This is a genomic window from Cobetia amphilecti (assembly GCF_032923285.1).
Classification (GTDB): Bacteria; Pseudomonadota; Gammaproteobacteria; order Pseudomonadales; family Halomonadaceae; genus Cobetia; species Cobetia amphilecti.
In genome coordinates this window covers 3,737,977-3,754,228 of sequence record NZ_CP136695.1, presented here as the reverse complement: position 1 = coordinate 3,754,228, position 16,252 = coordinate 3,737,977, and the positions used below count along the sequence as shown (strand labels likewise).

Genomic DNA, 16,252 nt, shown 5'->3' with positions numbered 1-16,252 from the left:
AGGTTGAGCGATCAACCCACGCCATTAAGACCGGAGCCCGTTGGCGAGAGGGAGGGCGACCCCCTTCTCAATGCGCTGGTCTTCATGGCGCGTTACCACGGCAATCCCAGATCTGCAGCAGTGCTGGTCGATGGTCTTCCCATGGAGGAAGGCCGTCTTCCCCTGGCGCTTGTCAGTCGTGCCGCGGCACGTGCCAATCTGAGTGCCAAACTGGTCAACCAGCAGATCACGGCCATCAGCGACATGCTGATGCCGTGCATTCTCATACTCAAGGAAGAGCGTGCTGTCGTCTTGCTGGAGGTCGACAACGACGCAGGCAAGGCCAGGATTCATCAGCCTGAGGCCGATGGTGATGAGCTGGTCGACATCGAGTCTCTGGCTGAGCGTCATGATGGGCGTGTCGTCTATCTCAAGCAGGAGCACCGCTTTGATGAACGCGCACCGGAAACGCTCAAGCAGAGTGATGGCCATTGGTTCTGGTCAACGCTGAAGCTGTCGCGGCCGATCTATCGTGACGTGATTCTGGCGTCGATATTGATCAACCTGTTCGCCGTGGCATCGCCGCTGTTCGTGATGAACGCCTATGACAAGGTCGTGCCCAATCTGGCCTTCAACACGCTGTGGGTCTTGGCGACGGGCATGGCGATCATCATGGTGTTCGACTTCGTGATGCGCCAGACACGTGCCTACTTCATGGACACGGCCGGCAAGAAGTCCGAGGTGTTGCTGACCTCGAAACTCTTCTCCAAGACCATGAACCTGCGGATGGAAGCGCGTCCCGGCTCCGTCGGTGGCTATGTGAAGCACCTGCAGGAGTTTGATTCGATTCGCGAGTTCTTCACCTCCGCGACCCTGACCACCCTGGTCGATCTGCCGTTTGCCCTGCTGTTCCTGCTGGTGATCTGGATCGTGGCGGGGCCATTGGTTCTGGTGCCCTTCGCTGCGCTCGTGATCTTGCTCGTCTACAGTCTGGCGATCCAGAAGCCGCTGCGCAGCAGCATCGAGCAGGGGTCGCGCCTGGCGACGGAGCGCAATGCGCGCCTCGTCGAAGCAGTCTCCGGCCTCGAGAGCCTCAAGCTTGCCAATGCTCAGGGCGAAACCCAGCGCCGGTATGAACGCGCCGTCGGGCAGATCGCGCATTGGGGGGTGAAAAGCCGCAACCTGACGACCTCTGTCAGCTCGCTGAGCATGTCGCTGACACAGGCCACCACGGTGGCGCTGGTCGTGTTCGGGGTCTATCTGATCGCGGATGCACGCCTGTCTGTCGGTGGCTTGATCGCCGCGGTCATGCTGTCCGGGCGTGCGTTGCAGCCGCTGGGGCAGTTGGCGTTGCTGATCACGCGTATCGGCCAGACGCGCAGTGCCATGAGTGCGCTTGAGCAGATCATGGCATTGCCGGAAGAGTCGGAAGATCGTCGTTACGTTCACCGCGAGCACCTGCAGATGCGCATCGAATTCGATCGCGTCGGCTTTGCCTATGCGCCGAATACGCCGCCTGCCGTGTCGGATATCTCATTGAAAATAAACCCAGGTGAGAGGATCGCGATCATCGGGCGTATCGGTGCTGGCAAGAGTACCTTGCAGCGTCTTGTCTCTGGCCTGTATCACGCCACGGCGGGCAGCGTTCGAATCGATGGACTGGATCTCAATCAGCTGCATCCCGCCGACGTACGTCGGCATATCGGTCATGCGGGCCAGGACAGTTCACTGTTCTTCGGCTCCATTCGCGACAACATCACCCTCGGCCAACCACACGCCAGTGACGTACAGATCGACCTCGCGGCTGATGCCTCCGGTGTGACCGAATTCACTCGTCATCACCCTGAAGGACTGGACCGTCAGGTGGGTGAGGGTGGGCGCATGCTCTCCAGCGGTCAGCGTCAGACGGTCTTGCTGGCACGCGCACTCTTGATGCGTCCTCCGCTCTTGCTGCTCGATGAGCCCGGGTCGCACATGGATAACCGCGCCGAGCTGCGCCTGCGCAGAATGCTCAAGTCCCTGCCACGCAGCCAGACGCTGCTGCTGGTCACCCACAAGAGCAGCATGCTCGACGTGGTAGACCGCGTCATCGTCATGGAAGGAGGGCGCATCGTCGCCGATGGTCCCAAGCAGCAGGTGCTGAGCGCCCTGAATGAAGGCCGTGTCGCCGGGCGCAAGCAGGAGGTGAATCGTGGCTAAGGCACCGATTGAGCAGCGTGACCTTCACCATCTCGATGATGTCAGTTCGGCCGTGTTGCTGGCGACTCCCTGGAAGTCGCGCATCCTGATCTGGATGGTGCTCGCATTCGTGGTCATCTTCATCATCTGGGCCAGCCAGGCGAGTCTGGAGGTCGTCACGCGCGGGTCCGGCAAGGTCGTGCCCTCGACGCACTTGCAGGTCGTCCAGAACCTGGAAGGCGGTATCGTGCGCGAGATCTATATCAAGGAAGGTCAGGTCGTCTCGGCGGGGGAGCCACTGCTGCGCATCGATGACACCAGCGCAGGTTCCGATCTGCGCGAGCGTGTCTCGACCCTCGATGGCCTGCAGGCCACCATCATGCAGTACGACACCGAGCTTGATTCCATCGAGGTCAACGCCTCCGCGGATGCCTGGAAGGATCAGGTGAGCGTGAAGAATATCGAGTTGCCGTTCGACGAAGAATTCAAGGCGCGCAGTCCCGCTCTGGTGTCGCGTGCGATGACGGCATATCGCACGCATCTGAATCAGCTCAACAGTGGCCTCAATGGCGCGCGTGAACAGATTCTGCAGAAGGAGCAGGAGTTGCGTGAGTTGAGATCGCGCATCAACAGTCTCGAGCGCAGCTATCAACTGTCACGTCGCGAGCTCGGCATGACGGCCCCGCTGGTGCGTGAAGGCGTGGTCTCTCAGGTGGACCTTCTCAAGATCCAGCGTGAGGTCAACGACCTGCGGGGTGATCTTGAGTCGGCGCGTCTGGCCGTGCCGGGCAAGCAATCGGAGCTGGATGAGGCCATCTCGAATCGGGTCGGCGTCGCGCAGGAATTCCGCTCACGTGCCGCGGAAGAGCTCGCCAAGACCCAGGCGGATCTGGGTCGCTTGCGTGAGGGGCGCACCAGTCTTCAGGACCGACTCGATCGTACTTTGGTGACCTCTCCGGTTCAGGGCGCCATCAAGACGCTGAATATCAATACCATAGGCGGCGTCATCGAGCCCGGGGAAGACCTGATGGAGATCGTTCCCATCGAGGATCAGCTGCTGGTTCAGGCGCGAGTCGCTCCCAAGGACATCGGCTTCCTGAGAATCGGACAGCCGGCCGTCGTCAAGTTATCTGCCTACGATTTCACCATCTACGGTGGATTGGAAGGCAAGGTCGATCAGATCAGTGCGGATACTGTGCAGGATGAAGAAGGCAACAGTTTCTACGAGATCAAGGTGCTGACGGAGCAGAACCACCTTGGCAGTGACTCGGATCCGCTCACGATCATCCCGGGCATGCAGGCCAGTGTCGATGTGATCACTGGCAATCAGACCGTACTGCAATATCTGATGAAGCCGATTCTGCGCGCCAGGCAAGGTGCCTTGCGTGAACGTTGATCAAGGATTTGATGGATTCGAGGGTAACTCATAATGAAAAAGACACTCTTGGCGTTGAGTATCGCCGCAGGGATGGGGTTTGGCGTTCAGGCTTCGGCTGCGACTCTTGAAGAGGCCGTATCCCGAGCGGTAATGGAAAACCCGCGCACGCGCGTTCAGGTTTCACGTCACATCCAGCGACTCGAAGAAGCCGAAACCCAGCGCGGGGCGTATCGCCCGACGGTGGATCTGACCGGCCGTCTGGGATATGGCAAGTTCGACTCGGAAGATGACGGCGTCAATGACGATGACGACTGGCACGATTACACGCGCCTTGATCTGACCATCCGTCAGCTGCTCTGGGACGGCAACACGACAATCGAGCGCATTCGCCAGGCCGAGACAGAGGCGGACTACCAGCGCCTGCAGGTCGCGGCCGAGGCCAATGACATCGCGCTGGATACGGCCGGTGCCTATCTGCAGGTCATGCGTGATGAGCTGATTCTCAAGTACGCACAAGCCAATCTCGAGGCTCACCGTCGTATCTCGAATGATATCGGGCGGCGTGCGGAATCCGGCCTTGGTGCGCGCAGTGACGTGCGTCAGGTGGATGGTCGTCTGGCCAATGCCGAAGCCAGCGTGCTGTCATCGATCAACAATCTCGAGGATTCCCGCTCTGCCTATCTGCGTCTGGTGGGCGAGATGCCGTCGGACCTCAGCATGCCGGGCATCGACACCAGCCTGCTCAGCGAGGATGTCGAGAGCGCCTACGTGCAGGCCAATCAGCGCAACCCGCTGTTGGCGGCAGCGCGGGTCTCCATTGATGCTGCCCGCCATGAAGTGAACGCCGAGAAGGGCGATAACTACCCCGAGTTCAGTCTCGAGGGCAATCGCACGCTGGACAATGATTATGATCAGGACAAGAGCAAGTCAGACGACTGGAGCGTCGAACTGGTCATGCGCTACAACCTGTATCGCGGTGGCCGTGATCAATCCGAGATCCGCGGTCGTCAGGCAGCGCTGGAAGCGGTCGAGCACGACAATGATCGCGTGATGCGCGATGTGCGTGACGAGATTCGTCTGGCATGGAATGCCCGCGAGAACCTCAAGCGCCAGATCGATTACCTGGAAAGTTATGTGCGTGCCGCGACCGATACCCGCGAGAGTTATCGCAAGCAATTCGATATCGGGCGCCGCACATTGCTGGACCTTCTGGATAGCGAGAGTGAGCTGTTCACCTCTCAACAGAACCTGATTCGCGCCCGTTTTGATCTGGAAACCGCCAACTATCGCCTGCTGTCGGCGACCGGCGCTCTGCTGGATTCCATGAATGTTGCCGTCCCCGTCCAACAACAGGGCTAAGCCACCCACGGCGCTCCCGAACCCTGGGTGCGCCGTTGCCATGCTGATGGTTGATGAGGAAATCAGATGAGTCTTTCGCGCCGCCTGTTTACCTTGATGTTGCTGGTATTGTTGGGGTTCTCCCTCGGTATCTTCTTCATCCAGGTCAACAACACCCGTGATGCATTGGCCGAACGACAACGCGTCGAACTCTCGAATCTCGCCCAGAGCCTGAGTCTCGCGCTGGTGCCACATGTAGAGCTTGGCGATGCCGCCAGTGCCGAAGCCCTGATACGTGCCACGGTGGATGGTGGTCATGTGCGCGATGCCAGGCTGGAGAGCGTGGCCATCGCGACACCCATCGCTTTCAATGTCGTGCGCGAGAGTCTGGCCCCGCAGTGGTTTCGTGACCTGATTCCCATGCCGGTGGAATCAGCGAGCCGCGAGCTGCCGGGTGGCTGGGCGTCGCTGGGCACGATCAGCCTGACCGGCGAATCTGCCCAGGGCTATGACCAGCTCTGGCAGCTGGCCAAGCGTCTGGCGCTGTGGCTGTTGCTGGGCGGTCTGATCACGCTGCTGATTGCCTCATTGGTCATGCGTCGTCTGCTGCGCCCGCTGGAGCGTCTATCGTCTCGCCTCAATGAGATGGAGACGCAGCGCTTCGACGCGCCGCTGGAAGAGACCAGCGTGGCGGAGCTCAAGGGCATCACCTCGGCGGTCAATCGTCTTGGGCAGCGCCTGCAGACCCAGTTCGAGGCTCAGGCCGCGCAGTTGGCGCGTCTGCAGCGCCAGGCGGAAGAAGACTCGGTATCGGGGCTTGGCAATCGTGGCTATTTGAACCGAGCGGTCGATGAGTGGCTGAGCGAGCCGATGGGTGGCAGCTTCGCGCTGCTGCGCGTGTCGCATATCGAGGTGGTGTATCGCGAGCAGGGCTACAAGGGGCGTGACGCCCTGGTGAAAGCCATCGCGCGCAAGTTGGAAGATCGCGAACTGGCGGGTGAGGCGATCATCGCCGCGCGTCTGGCCAATAGTGATTTCGGCCTGTTGCTGCCTGAAACCGACGAGACTCGGCTTCAGGAGTTTCTCACGCTATTGGCGGAGGACATCGACAATCTGCTGGATGCCAATCCGCTGGTGGATACTCCGCCGGAGAACTGTGCTCTTGGCGCCGTTCGGCGTGAGCCGGGCATGCAGCGCACCCAGATGTATGCCGTTGCAGATGCCACGCTTCGTCAGGCCATCGAGCAAGGGTCGGGCGTGGAACTGGCCCCTGCGGGTGGGCGTGCGCGTCCGCGAGGCGAGTGGCGCGAGATCATCGAAAAGGCCCTGGATTCCCCCAAGGGACTCGACTTCGTTGCCCAGCCGGTGTTGCTCAACGATGGTGGTGAGCTCCATCGCGAGCTGTTTGCCCGTCTGCGCGATGGTGATGAACTGCATCGTGCGGGTGATTTCCTGCCCGTGATTCGCCATTTCCGCATGGGGGCGCAGTTCGATCTGCGCGCTCTGGAGTGGCTGGCGTCCTATATCGACCGGATTGAAGTGCCCAGGCTGGCGCTCAACCTGACCGAAGAAACCTTCGACGATGAAGCCCGTTATATTGGTCTGCTCAACTGGTTGGCGGCGCATCCGCGCCTGTGCAAGCGTCTGGATATCGAGGTGTCCGAAAGCATCGCCCTCAGGCATCAGGAGCGTATCAAGATGCTGTTCCGACATGCTCGTCGTCTGGGGGCGCGGGGCGGCATCGACCGCTTCGCCCGAGAGCTGAAGGAGCTCAGCTATCTGTCGGCACTGCGGCCTGATTACGTCAAGATCGACCAGGCGTTCTTCAAGCGCGAAGATGTCGACACCGAGCTGTTGCAGAGTCTGTGCATGACCGCGCATCAGGTCGAGTCGCAGGTCATCGTGACCCGCGTCGAGTCCGAGGCGGATCAGGAGCGGGCGATGTCGCTGGGCGCAGATGGCTATCAGGGCTTCGTGTCACCGGCAGTCGATGTCATGGCAAGGCTCGCCAATCCAGCAGAAGATATGCCTCGCTAAGTGACATTCAGGGTGCCTCGACATGAATCATCGCCGCTGGTGGGAGGGTCTTGCGGCCGGGGTGCTGCTGGCGTTGTCGCTCGGTGCGGGTCTGGCACAGGCGGTGGATTCCCGCCAGTTCATCCAGATCTACGGGACAGGTGGCTGGAATCGTGTGCAGCAATGGCAGCAACTGTTGCAGCGGCTGGAGGGCGCGCCGATCAGGCGTCAGTTGAGCGAAGTGAACGATTTCTTCAATCGTCTCAACTTCACCGATGACCTCAGCGTCTGGGGAGCGACCGATTACTGGGCGACGCCGCAGGAGTTTCTGGGGGCAGGGGCCGGTGATTGCGATGACTTCGCCATGGCCAAGTACCTGACTCTGCGCGAGCTTGGCGTACCGGAAGACCGCCTGCGTCTGCACTACGTCAAGGCGCTCAGCCTCAACCAGTTCCACATGGTCGTGACCTATCAGGGCGCCAATACGCGCAATCCTGATGTACTGGACAACCTGAACAGTTCCATCCTGCCGGCCAGTGAGCGCACGGACCTGCTGCCTATCTACAGTTTCAATGGCAGTGCGCTGTGGATGAGCAAACGTCTGGAAGGGGGCAAGCGCATCAGCGACAGCCGAGGCCTTTCAAGTCTGTCTGATTGGCAGAAGCGCCGCGCACAAGGGGTGCTGAGAGTGCCGCGTCACAAACGGCCATGAGCCTGGCGGCGAAAGCCCCCTCGAGGAATGGCGATTGAGCTCTGCCAAGCACTGCTAAGCACTACAGCACGACAAGACACCCCGTGACCTTCCGGTCGCGGGGTGTCTTGCCATTCGGGCGTTGCAGGCCAGAGCCCTCGTCAGCTGCCCCGTGCAGATTGCGGGGCGCGCATTAGCGGGGCGTATTGCCGCGCAGGTGCAGTATCTCGAGCAGATTGCCGTAGCGATGGCGACTCGGCATCGTGGCCAGCCCCGAAAACAGCAGCCAGAACATGCGCCGGCCACGTGTCAGACGATGCGTATGCTGCAGCAGGCGTGACAGCAGCTGGCTGTCATCGAAGCCCTTGAAGTTGGGCGTCATGCTGACCTGTTCTCGCACCAGTACCGGGGCCATCTCCAGACGATAGAGCTTTTCCAGTTCCTGAAAGCTCAGCCCCTGGGCTTCGACGACTTCTGCCATGTGCTGATACTCGGCTTCACGTGGGTCGCGCTCCAGCCACAGTGGAGACAGCGCCAGCCAGATGTCCTGTCGGCGCTCGAGCAGGGCGGCCACATCGGGGGCGAGGTGAGCGTTCTGATCGTTCATGAAAACATCCTGGGCAGAGCCTGTCGGACAGTGCGGCTGGCAACCAGCGGCGAATGCAGGACGGCAGTGGAATGGCAGTACGTGAAAAGGCCTACATGATACGGCAGCCGCCGCGGCTGGCTCCAGTGATATGCAGGCAGATGGCGGATCATGACGGCAGGGCGGACAGCGTCGCCGACAGCCGCTAGAATAGCGCCCATGAGCTGGCACTGAGCCTGCTTTACGGGATTCGAACGCCCTATTTCACGATACGCTTCACCACCCAAGGACGGCCATTGCCTGCTGTCAGGGTGAAGCGAGTATCGCATCGGCGGGTACACGCCGGGCCAACAGCAAACGAGGTTCTTTACGTGATCATCAAACCCAAGGTTCGTGGCTTCATCTGCACCACCACACATCCCAAGGGCTGCGAGCAGAATGTCGCCGAGCAGATCGCCATCACCCGCAAGACAGTCGGTGACAAGCGTGACGGTGGTCCGAAGAAGGTGCTGGTGATCGGTTCTTCCAGTGGCTATGGCCTCGCGGCACGCATCACGGCAGCCTTCGGTTATGGCGCCGATACCCTGGGCGTGTTCTTCGAGAAGCCGGGCACCGAGAAGAAGGCCGGCACCGCAGGCTGGTACAACTCTGCCGCCTTCGACAAGTTCGCCAAGCAGGAAGGCCTCTACAGCCAGGCCATCAACGGCGATGCCTTCTCGCACGAGACACGCGCCAAGGCCATCGAGCTGATCAAGGCCAACATGGGCGAAGTCGACCTCGTCGTCTACTCGCTGGCCTCTCCGGTGCGCAAGCTGCCGGACAGCGGTGAAGTGAAGCGCTCCGTGCTCAAGCCGATCGGCGAGACCTACCGCGCGACTGCCATCGACACCAACAAGGACACCATCATCGAAGCGGAGGTCGAGCCGGCCACCGAGCAGGAAATCGAAGATACCGTCACCGTGATGGGTGGTCAGGATTGGGAGCTGTGGATGCAGGCGCTGGACGACGCCGGCGTGCTGGCTGAGGGCGCCCGCTCCGTCGCCTTCAGCTACATCGGTACCGAGATCACCTGGCCGATCTACTGGCACGGTGCGCTGGGTCGCGCCAAGGAAGATCTGGACCGCGCCGCCGGCAGCATCCACGAGAAGCTGTCCGCCAAGGGCGGTCGTGCCCACGTGGCCGTGCTCAAGTCCGTGGTTACCCAGGCCAGCGCCGCGATCCCGGTCATGCCGCTCTACATCTCCATGGTCTACAAGATCATGAAGGAAAAGGGCCTGCACGAAGGCACCATCGAGCAGCTCAACCGCTTCTACGCCGAGCGCTTCTACGGCGAAGGCGAGATCGCCACCGACGAGTCCGGCCGTCTGCGTCTCGACGACTGGGAGCTGAAGGACGACGTCCAGCAGGCCTGTCAGGAACTGTGGCCGCAGGTCACCAGCGACAACCTGTTCGACATCACTGATTACGCCAGCTACAAGCAGGAATTCTTGAAGCTGTTCGGCTTCACTCGTGACGACGTCGACTACGATGCCGATGTCGCCACCGATGTCGAGTTCGATGTCGTTCAGATGTAAGAGCGCCTCAATATAAGCGCGCCTCGGCATAAGCGCAGAGGTCTTGGCAGCTCGCTGAGCGCTGCCCGCTGAGCGCTGCCCGCTGAGCGCTGCCCGCTGAGACCTGAGCGCTGCCCGCTGAGTACTGCACGTTGAGCACTGACGACGCCATCCTTCGGGGTGGCGTCGTCGCGTTTGGCGGCCTCATCTCGAGCGTCATGCCAGTGAGGGCCAGGCACAAGTGCCGGAGGCATGGCACAATATGGCGCCACCCTCACGCGACGGACCTCGACTCACACTCATGCCCGTGGATTCACTGGTTTCTCCCCAGGCCCAGCAACGCCAGATAGGCTTCGTGCTGCTGCCCGGCTTCTCGTTGTTGTCCCAGGCCTGTGCGCTGGAGCCCCTGCAGGTGGCCAACCAGCTCGCGGGGCAGACACTCTATCGGGCCGTCACTTTCGCGCTTGACGGGCGTGGCGTGGCGTCCGCGGCGGGCTTGAGCCTCTCGCCGGACAGTCTGGTCGCCAGTGATTCGCGCCATCTGGATGCCCTGTTCGTGTGCGGCGCTCAGCCGGCGGGCGAGGCAGGCCTGCAGGAGGTGGCCTCGAATCCCGCGCTGCTGGCCTGGCTCAAGCGTCTGGCCGAGCGTGGTGTGATGCTGGGTGGCATCTCCACCGGCACCCGTGAGCTGGCTCGCGCCGGGTTGCTCGATGGCTATCGTGCGACGATTCACTGGCAGCGCGCCGAATCCTTCCGCCGCGACTTCCCGCAGGTCAACGTCTCCCATCAGCTTTATGAGCTGGACCGCGATCGTGTCACCTGCGGCGGTGGCACCGCGGCGATGGACATGACGATGACGCTGATCGCCCAGCAGCATGGTCGCGCGCTGGCCGAGAAGGTCTCCGAGCACTTCGTCTGCGAGCGCATCCGGCTAGCGGACGAGCCACAGCATGTGCCGCTCAAGAACCGTTTCGCCCATGCGCCCCAGCCGCTGGTGGAGGCCGTGACGCTGATGGAGGCCAATATCGAGGAGCCGCTGTCCACCCACGAGATAGGTGAGCACCTCGGCATCTCGCGGCGTCAGCTGGAGCGGCTGTTCAAGAAGCATCTGCAGGCGGTGCCCAGCCGCTACTATCTGGATCTGCGTCTGGCGCGCTCGCGTCAGCTGCTGCGCGAGAGCGATCAGCCGATCGGCGAGATCGCGCTGGCCACCGGCTTTTCCAGCGCCGCTCACTTCTCCACGGCGTTTCGCAACCATTTCGGGCGCAGCCCCCGCGACGAACGTCTCATGCTGCAGGCCTGACACCTGCCCTGGATGACAAAAGTCGCCTCCTGACATAAGTCGTCGTCCTTTCGCTGAAAGTCTTTGTCATCTCGCCTCCCTATACTCGAGTGTCATGACCCGTGGCTTGCCGATCATCGGCCGGCCACGCCAAGACCCCGCGATGAGGAAGAGACGATGACCCAGCTGACCCGTGCCGATTTCGACCATGCCATGGTGCCCAACTACGCACCCCAGGCTGCCATTCCGGTACGCGGCGAGGGTAGCCGTCTGTGGGATCAGGAAGGTCGCGAGTACATCGACTTCGCCGGTGGCATCGCCGTCACCTCGCTGGGCCACTGCCACCCGGCGCTGGTCAAGGCGCTCAAGGACCAGGCCGACAAGGTCTGGCACCTGTCCAACGTCTACACCAACGAGCCGGCACTGGCGCTGGCCAAGGCGCTGACCGAGCGCACCTTCGCCGACAAGGTCTACTTCTGCTCCTCCGGTGGTGAGGCCAACGAGGCCGCGCTCAAGCTGGCGCGTCGTTTCGCCCACGACACCCATGGCGAGAAGAAGGACAAGATCATCTCCTTCCGTCAGTCCTTCCATGGCCGCACCTTCTTCACCGTCAGCGTCGGTGGCCAGCCCAAGTATTCCCATGGCTTCGGGCCGATTCCGGGCGGAATCCAGCACGCCGAATTCAACAATCTCGACTCCGTGCGCGAGCTGATGGACGATGACACCTGCGCGATCATCGTCGAGCCACTGCAGGGCGAGGGCGGCATCATTCCGGGCGAGCAGGCATTCCTCGAAGGACTGCGTGAGCTGTGTGACGAGCACGATGCGCTGCTGATCTTCGATGAAGTCCAGAGCGGTGCCGGGCGTACCGGCCACCTGTACGCCTACCAGCACTTCGGTGTGGTGCCGGACATCCTGACCACCGCCAAGGGCATCGGCGGCGGCTTCCCGCTGGGCGCCATGCTGACCACCGATCGTATCGCACCGGCCATGGCCATCGGCACTCACGGTTCCACCTACGGCGGCAACCCGCTGGCGTGTGCCGTGGGTCTGGCGGCGCTCGAGACCATCGACACCCCGGAAACCCTCGACGGTGTCGCGCACCGCCACCAGCTGCTGCGCAACGGCCTGGAAGGCATCGCCAAGCGTCACGGTGTCTTCAAGGAAGTGCGTGGCATGGGCCTGCTGATCGGTGCCCAGATGGCGCCGGACTACGCGGGGCGTGCCAAGGACATTCTCAACCTGGCGATGGAAGAAGGCCTGATGGTGCTGATCGCCGGTCCTGACGTGCTGCGTCTGGCGCCGTCGCTGGTGATCAGCGAAGAAGAGATCCAGAGCGGTCTCGACAAGCTCGACCGCGCCGTGGCGAACTTCGTCGCCGCCTCTGCATCTGCATGAGCAGCGCCATGAGCAGTGCCCCGATGCTGGTGGTGCGGCCTGCCGAAAGCCGCGATCTGCTCGCCCTCGAGCGGCTCGCGGCCACGGCCACGCCTCGCCTGACCAATCTGCCGGCACATCGTGACCGCCTCGAGGAGCGCATTCTGCGCTCCCAGCGCAGTCTGCGAGCCGAGATCGACTTCCCGGGCGACGAGATCTACTGCTTCGTGCTGGAAGATCTCGACACCGGCGAAGTGGTCGGTACCGCCTCGCTGCGCGCCGAGGCTGGCGCGCGGGAGGCCTACTACACCTATCGTCAGGAAACGCTGATCCACGCCTCGCAGCAGCTCAACGTGCGCCACGAAGTGCAGACGCTGTCACTGTCGCATGAGGTGTCGGATGCCACGCTGCTGTGCGCGCTGTCGCTGGATGCCCGCTACCGCGAGACGGATGCGGACAGCCTGCTGCGCCGCGCACGCCTGATGTTCATCGCCCAGTACCCGGAACGCTTCGCCACCGAACTGGCGGTGGCCTTCCCGGGCTATCTGGAAACGCGCGACGAGCGTCAGGTCAGTCCGTTCTGGGACAGCGTCGGCCAGCACTTCTTTGATCGTGATTTCAATGAAATCAATCAGATGGCGGGGGTGCGCTCCAAGAGCTTCATCGCCGAGGTCATGCCGCCGTTCCCGCTCTATCTGCCGCTGCTCACCCCCCAGGCGCGCGCCGCCATCGGGCGTGAGAATCCGCGCCATGAGTACGCCATGCAGGAGATGCTCGCCGAGGGCTTCTCGCGCTCGCGGCATGTCGACATCTTCGATGCCGGCCCCTTGCTGCTGGCGGAGTGCGAGCGTCTGCACACCTTCAAGCAGTGCGGTTGGCATCCGGTGCGTATCCGTCCGCAGGAAAGCCTGCCGGATGCGGTGCCGGCGATGGTGGCCAACCAGCGTCTCGGCGATTTCCGCTGCGTGCTGGCGCGCTACGCCCTGACGCCGACCGGCCAGTTGATGCTGACGCCGCAGCAGGCCGAGGTGCTGGGCGTGGAAGAGGGGCGTGCGGTGCTTGCCGTGCCGATGCCATTGCCGACGATGGATGAGGGAGAGTTGTAATGCGCATTCGTCCTATCGCTCGACACGATATCGAAGGCCTCAAGGTACTGGCGCGGGAAACCGGTGTCGGCTTCACCTCGCTGCCGGACAATCATGAGTTTCTCAGTGCCAAGATAGAGCGCACTCTGGCCGCCTTCGAGGGCCGCGAACCCAGTGATGATCGCCTGTATTTCTTCGTGCTCGAGGATGATCGCGATGGCAGCATCGCGGGCTGCTGTGCCATCGAGGCCTGCGTGGGCACCGATGCGCCGTTCTATCACTACCGTCTCGGTTCGCTGGCGCACTCCTCGGTGCAGCTCGATCTGCATCGCACCCTGGATACGCTGACGCTGTGCTCCGATCACACCGGCGATGCCGAGGTCTGCTCGCTGTTCCTGCGTGAAGGCTGGCGCAAGGACCGCAACGGCGCGCTGCTCTCCAAGGTGCGTTGGCTGTTCATGGCCCAGTTCCGCGCGGTCTTCCCCGACAAGGTGCTGGCCGAGATGCGCGGTGTCTTCACGCCTGAAGGGCGCAGCCCGTTCTGGGAGTGTCTGGGCAGCCACTTCTTCCCGATGGACTTCAATGAGGCCGACCGCCTCACCGGCATGGGCCAGAAGAGCTTCATCGGCGAGCTGATGCCCAAGTTCCCGATCTATACGCCGTTTCTCTCCGAGCCCGCGCGGGCCGCCATCGGGCAGGTGCATGAGCACACCCGACCGGCGGTGGCGATGCTCAAGAAGGAAGGGCTGCGCTGGGAGGGCTACGTCGACATCTTCGATGGCGGCCCGACGGTCGAGGCCTATATCGATGATGTGCGCGCCGTGCGTGACAGTCAGCTGGCGAGTGTCGAGGTCATCGCGTCTGATGCCCCGGCCTGCGAGCGTCCCGCCGTGATGGCTGCCACCACCGGCATGGCCGACTTCCGTGCCAGCTGGATCAGCCACGACGTCACCCGGGATGACTCCGGCGCCTGCCATGTGCGCCTCCACCGTGATGAGGCCGAACGCCTCGGCGTCACCGGCGGTGACACGCTGCGCGTGCTGGCCGGCTGAAGCGTCCGCCACGGGCATCCGCTTCTTCGCGCCATCTCGCAGGCGCATACCGCCTTGCGTCCTTTTGCCATCAGCGGGGCAGATCGCCAACTGCCCCGTGATCTCCTTGTTCAGCGTCGCTCGCGCGGCGCGCCCTTTCGATGAGGCATGCCATGACCACTACGAATTCAACTCCCGCCACACTCAACGTGCGTCAACAGCTCTTCATCGACGGCGCGTGGCAAGCGGGTGAGGCCGCATCCTTCACCAAGACCGACCCCGTCTCCCACGCACGTCTGTGGCAGGGCGCCGCTGCCACTGCCGAGCAGGTCGAGCAGGCCGTCGCGGCAGCGCGTCAGGCATTCCCGGCCTGGGCGCGCCTGGGCTTCGAGGCGCGTCTGGCGGTGGTGGAGCGCTTCCGCGATCAGCTGGAGCAGCACCGCGAAGCGCTGGCGGTCAGCATCGCCAGCGAAACCGGCAAGCCGCTGTGGGAGGCGCGCACCGAGGTCGGCGCGATGATCGGCAAGATCGCGATCTCGGTGAAGGCCTATCACGAGCGTACCGGCGAGCGCGCCAAGGATGTCGCGGGCACCCAGGCAGTCCTGCGCCACCGTCCGCACGGCGTGATGGCTGTCTTCGGCCCCTACAACTTCCCGGGGCATCTGCCCAATGGCCACATGGTACCGGCGCTGCTGGCGGGCAATGCCTGCGTGTTCAAGCCCTCCGAGCTGACCCCGGCCACCGCCGATCTCACCCTGCAGTGCTGGGAGGCCGCGGGCCTGCCGGCCGGCGTGATCAATCTGGTGCAGGGCGCGGCGGAAGTCGGCCAGGCCCTGTCCCAGTCCGAGGGCATCGATGGGCTGCTGTTCACCGGCAGTGCCAAGGTCGGCAAGCTGCTGCACCGTCAGTTCGCCGGTCAGGTCGGCAAGCTGCTGGCGCTGGAGCTGGGTGGCAACAACCCGCTGGTGGTGCGCGATGTGCAGGATGAAGCCGCCGCGGTGCTGGCGATCATCCAGTCGGCCTTCGCCTCGGGCGGTCAGCGCTGTACCTGTGCGCGACGCCTGATCGTGCCGCAGGGCGAGGTCGGCGATCGTCTGATCGAGACACTGGCCACGGCACTGCGTGAGCTGCGGGTGGCGGGGCAGTTCGCGCAGGACGCCCCCTTCTATGGCGGCCTGGCAAGCGTCGCCGCGGCCGAGGGGCTGCTCAAGGCGCAGGACGATCTCGAAGCGCTGGGCGGCAACGTCATCGTGCGCATGCAGCAGGTGGAAGAGGGCACCAGTCTGCTCAGCCCGGCGCTGATCGATGTCACCGGCCTTGCGCTCGAGGACGAGGAGTTCTTCGGCCCGCTGCTCAAGATCCATCGCTACACCGATTGGGACGACGCCATCGCGCTGGCCAATGACACCCGCTATGGCCTCTCGGCCGGGCTGATCGGGGGCGATCGCGCTGACTGGGACGACTTCCTGCTGCGCATTCGCGCGGGCATCGTCAACTGGAACCGCCAGACCACCGGCGCCTCCGGTGATGCGCCCTTCGGTGGCATCGGCGACAGCGGCAACCATCGCCCCAGCGCCTACTATGCCGCCGACTATGTCAGCTATCCGGTCGCCTCGATGGAAGCCGAGGAGCTGGCGCTGCCCGCGAACCTGCCGGCCGGTATCCGTCTGTAAGGCCGTCCGTTCGGGCACCGCTGCCGCTTACCCATTGTTGACCACGACGCCCGCCGTGCCTGTTTGCTGAGCTGGCAAGGCGTCG

Annotated in this window: 12 protein-coding genes; 11 read left to right on the top strand and 1 reads right to left on the bottom strand. The window is 63.0% G+C overall.

Annotated elements, in window-relative coordinates; genetic code table 11:
* Positions 1-3: 3 nt before the first annotated feature.
* The 5 genes from R1T44_RS15950 (at position 4) to R1T44_RS15930 (ending at position 7,601) form a co-directional block, all read left to right on the top strand.
* On the top strand, positions 4-2,178 hold the full coding sequence (locus tag R1T44_RS15950) for a type I secretion system permease/ATPase (protein ID WP_284727184.1): 2,175 nt from the start codon (positions 4-6) through the stop codon (positions 2,176-2,178).
* Positions 2,171-3,553 (top strand): HlyD family type I secretion periplasmic adaptor subunit, encoded by a 1,383-nt coding sequence (locus R1T44_RS15945; protein WP_153636505.1) that lies wholly within the window; start codon positions 2,171-2,173, stop codon positions 3,551-3,553. The genes R1T44_RS15950 and R1T44_RS15945 overlap by 8 nt, the downstream gene beginning before the upstream one ends.
* Positions 3,554-3,586: 33 nt before the next feature.
* The gene (locus R1T44_RS15940) at positions 3,587-4,894 is read left to right on the top strand and encodes a TolC family outer membrane protein (protein ID WP_082388386.1); all 1,308 of its coding nucleotides are present in this window, start codon (positions 3,587-3,589) and stop codon (positions 4,892-4,894) included.
* Positions 4,895-4,960: 66 nt separating this feature from the next.
* Positions 4,961-6,910, top strand: coding sequence for a bifunctional diguanylate cyclase/phosphodiesterase (locus R1T44_RS15935; RefSeq protein WP_215823434.1), 1,950 nt, complete (start codon positions 4,961-4,963; stop codon positions 6,908-6,910).
* A gap of 22 nt (positions 6,911-6,932) precedes the next feature.
* Positions 6,933-7,601, top strand: a complete 669-nt coding sequence (locus R1T44_RS15930; protein WP_284727186.1) for a transglutaminase-like cysteine peptidase — start codon at positions 6,933-6,935, stop codon at positions 7,599-7,601.
* A 172-nt stretch (positions 7,602-7,773) separates the two neighbouring features.
* On the opposite strand, the gene R1T44_RS15925 is transcribed toward R1T44_RS15930, so the two are convergent.
* Complete coding sequence (locus R1T44_RS15925; protein WP_166020033.1) at positions 7,774-8,187, bottom strand: DUF7079 family protein; 414 nt, start codon at positions 8,185-8,187, stop codon at positions 7,774-7,776.
* A 350-nt stretch (positions 8,188-8,537) separates the two neighbouring features.
* On the opposite strand from R1T44_RS15925, the gene fabV reads away from it, so the two are divergent.
* From fabV to astD, 6 genes are all read left to right on the top strand, one after another.
* Positions 8,538-9,740 carry an enoyl-ACP reductase FabV gene (gene fabV / locus R1T44_RS15920; RefSeq protein ID WP_043334421.1) on the top strand — a complete coding sequence of 401 codons (1,203 nt, stop codon included), beginning with the start codon at positions 8,538-8,540 and terminating at the stop codon, positions 9,738-9,740.
* 280 nt (positions 9,741-10,020) lie between these two features.
* A complete protein-coding gene (locus R1T44_RS15915) occupies positions 10,021-11,022 on the top strand; it encodes a GlxA family transcriptional regulator (protein ID WP_284727187.1) in 1,002 nt (333 codons plus the stop codon).
* Between the two features lie 156 nt (positions 11,023-11,178).
* Positions 11,179-12,399, top strand: a complete 1,221-nt coding sequence (locus R1T44_RS15910; RefSeq protein ID WP_317292290.1) for an aspartate aminotransferase family protein — start codon at positions 11,179-11,181, stop codon at positions 12,397-12,399.
* Positions 12,400-12,422: 23 nt separating this feature from the next.
* Entirely contained in the window at positions 12,423-13,484 is a 1,062-nt protein-coding gene (locus R1T44_RS15905) for an arginine N-succinyltransferase (RefSeq protein ID WP_043334469.1), read from the top strand.
* Complete coding sequence (astA, locus tag R1T44_RS15900; protein WP_284727189.1) at positions 13,484-14,515, top strand: arginine N-succinyltransferase; 1,032 nt, start codon at positions 13,484-13,486, stop codon at positions 14,513-14,515. Before R1T44_RS15905 ends, astA begins: the two co-directional genes overlap by 1 nt.
* 152 nt (positions 14,516-14,667) lie before the next feature.
* Positions 14,668-16,167 (top strand): succinylglutamate-semialdehyde dehydrogenase, encoded by a 1,500-nt coding sequence (gene astD / locus R1T44_RS15895; protein WP_284727190.1) that lies wholly within the window; start codon positions 14,668-14,670, stop codon positions 16,165-16,167.
* Positions 16,168-16,252 lie beyond the last annotated feature (85 nt).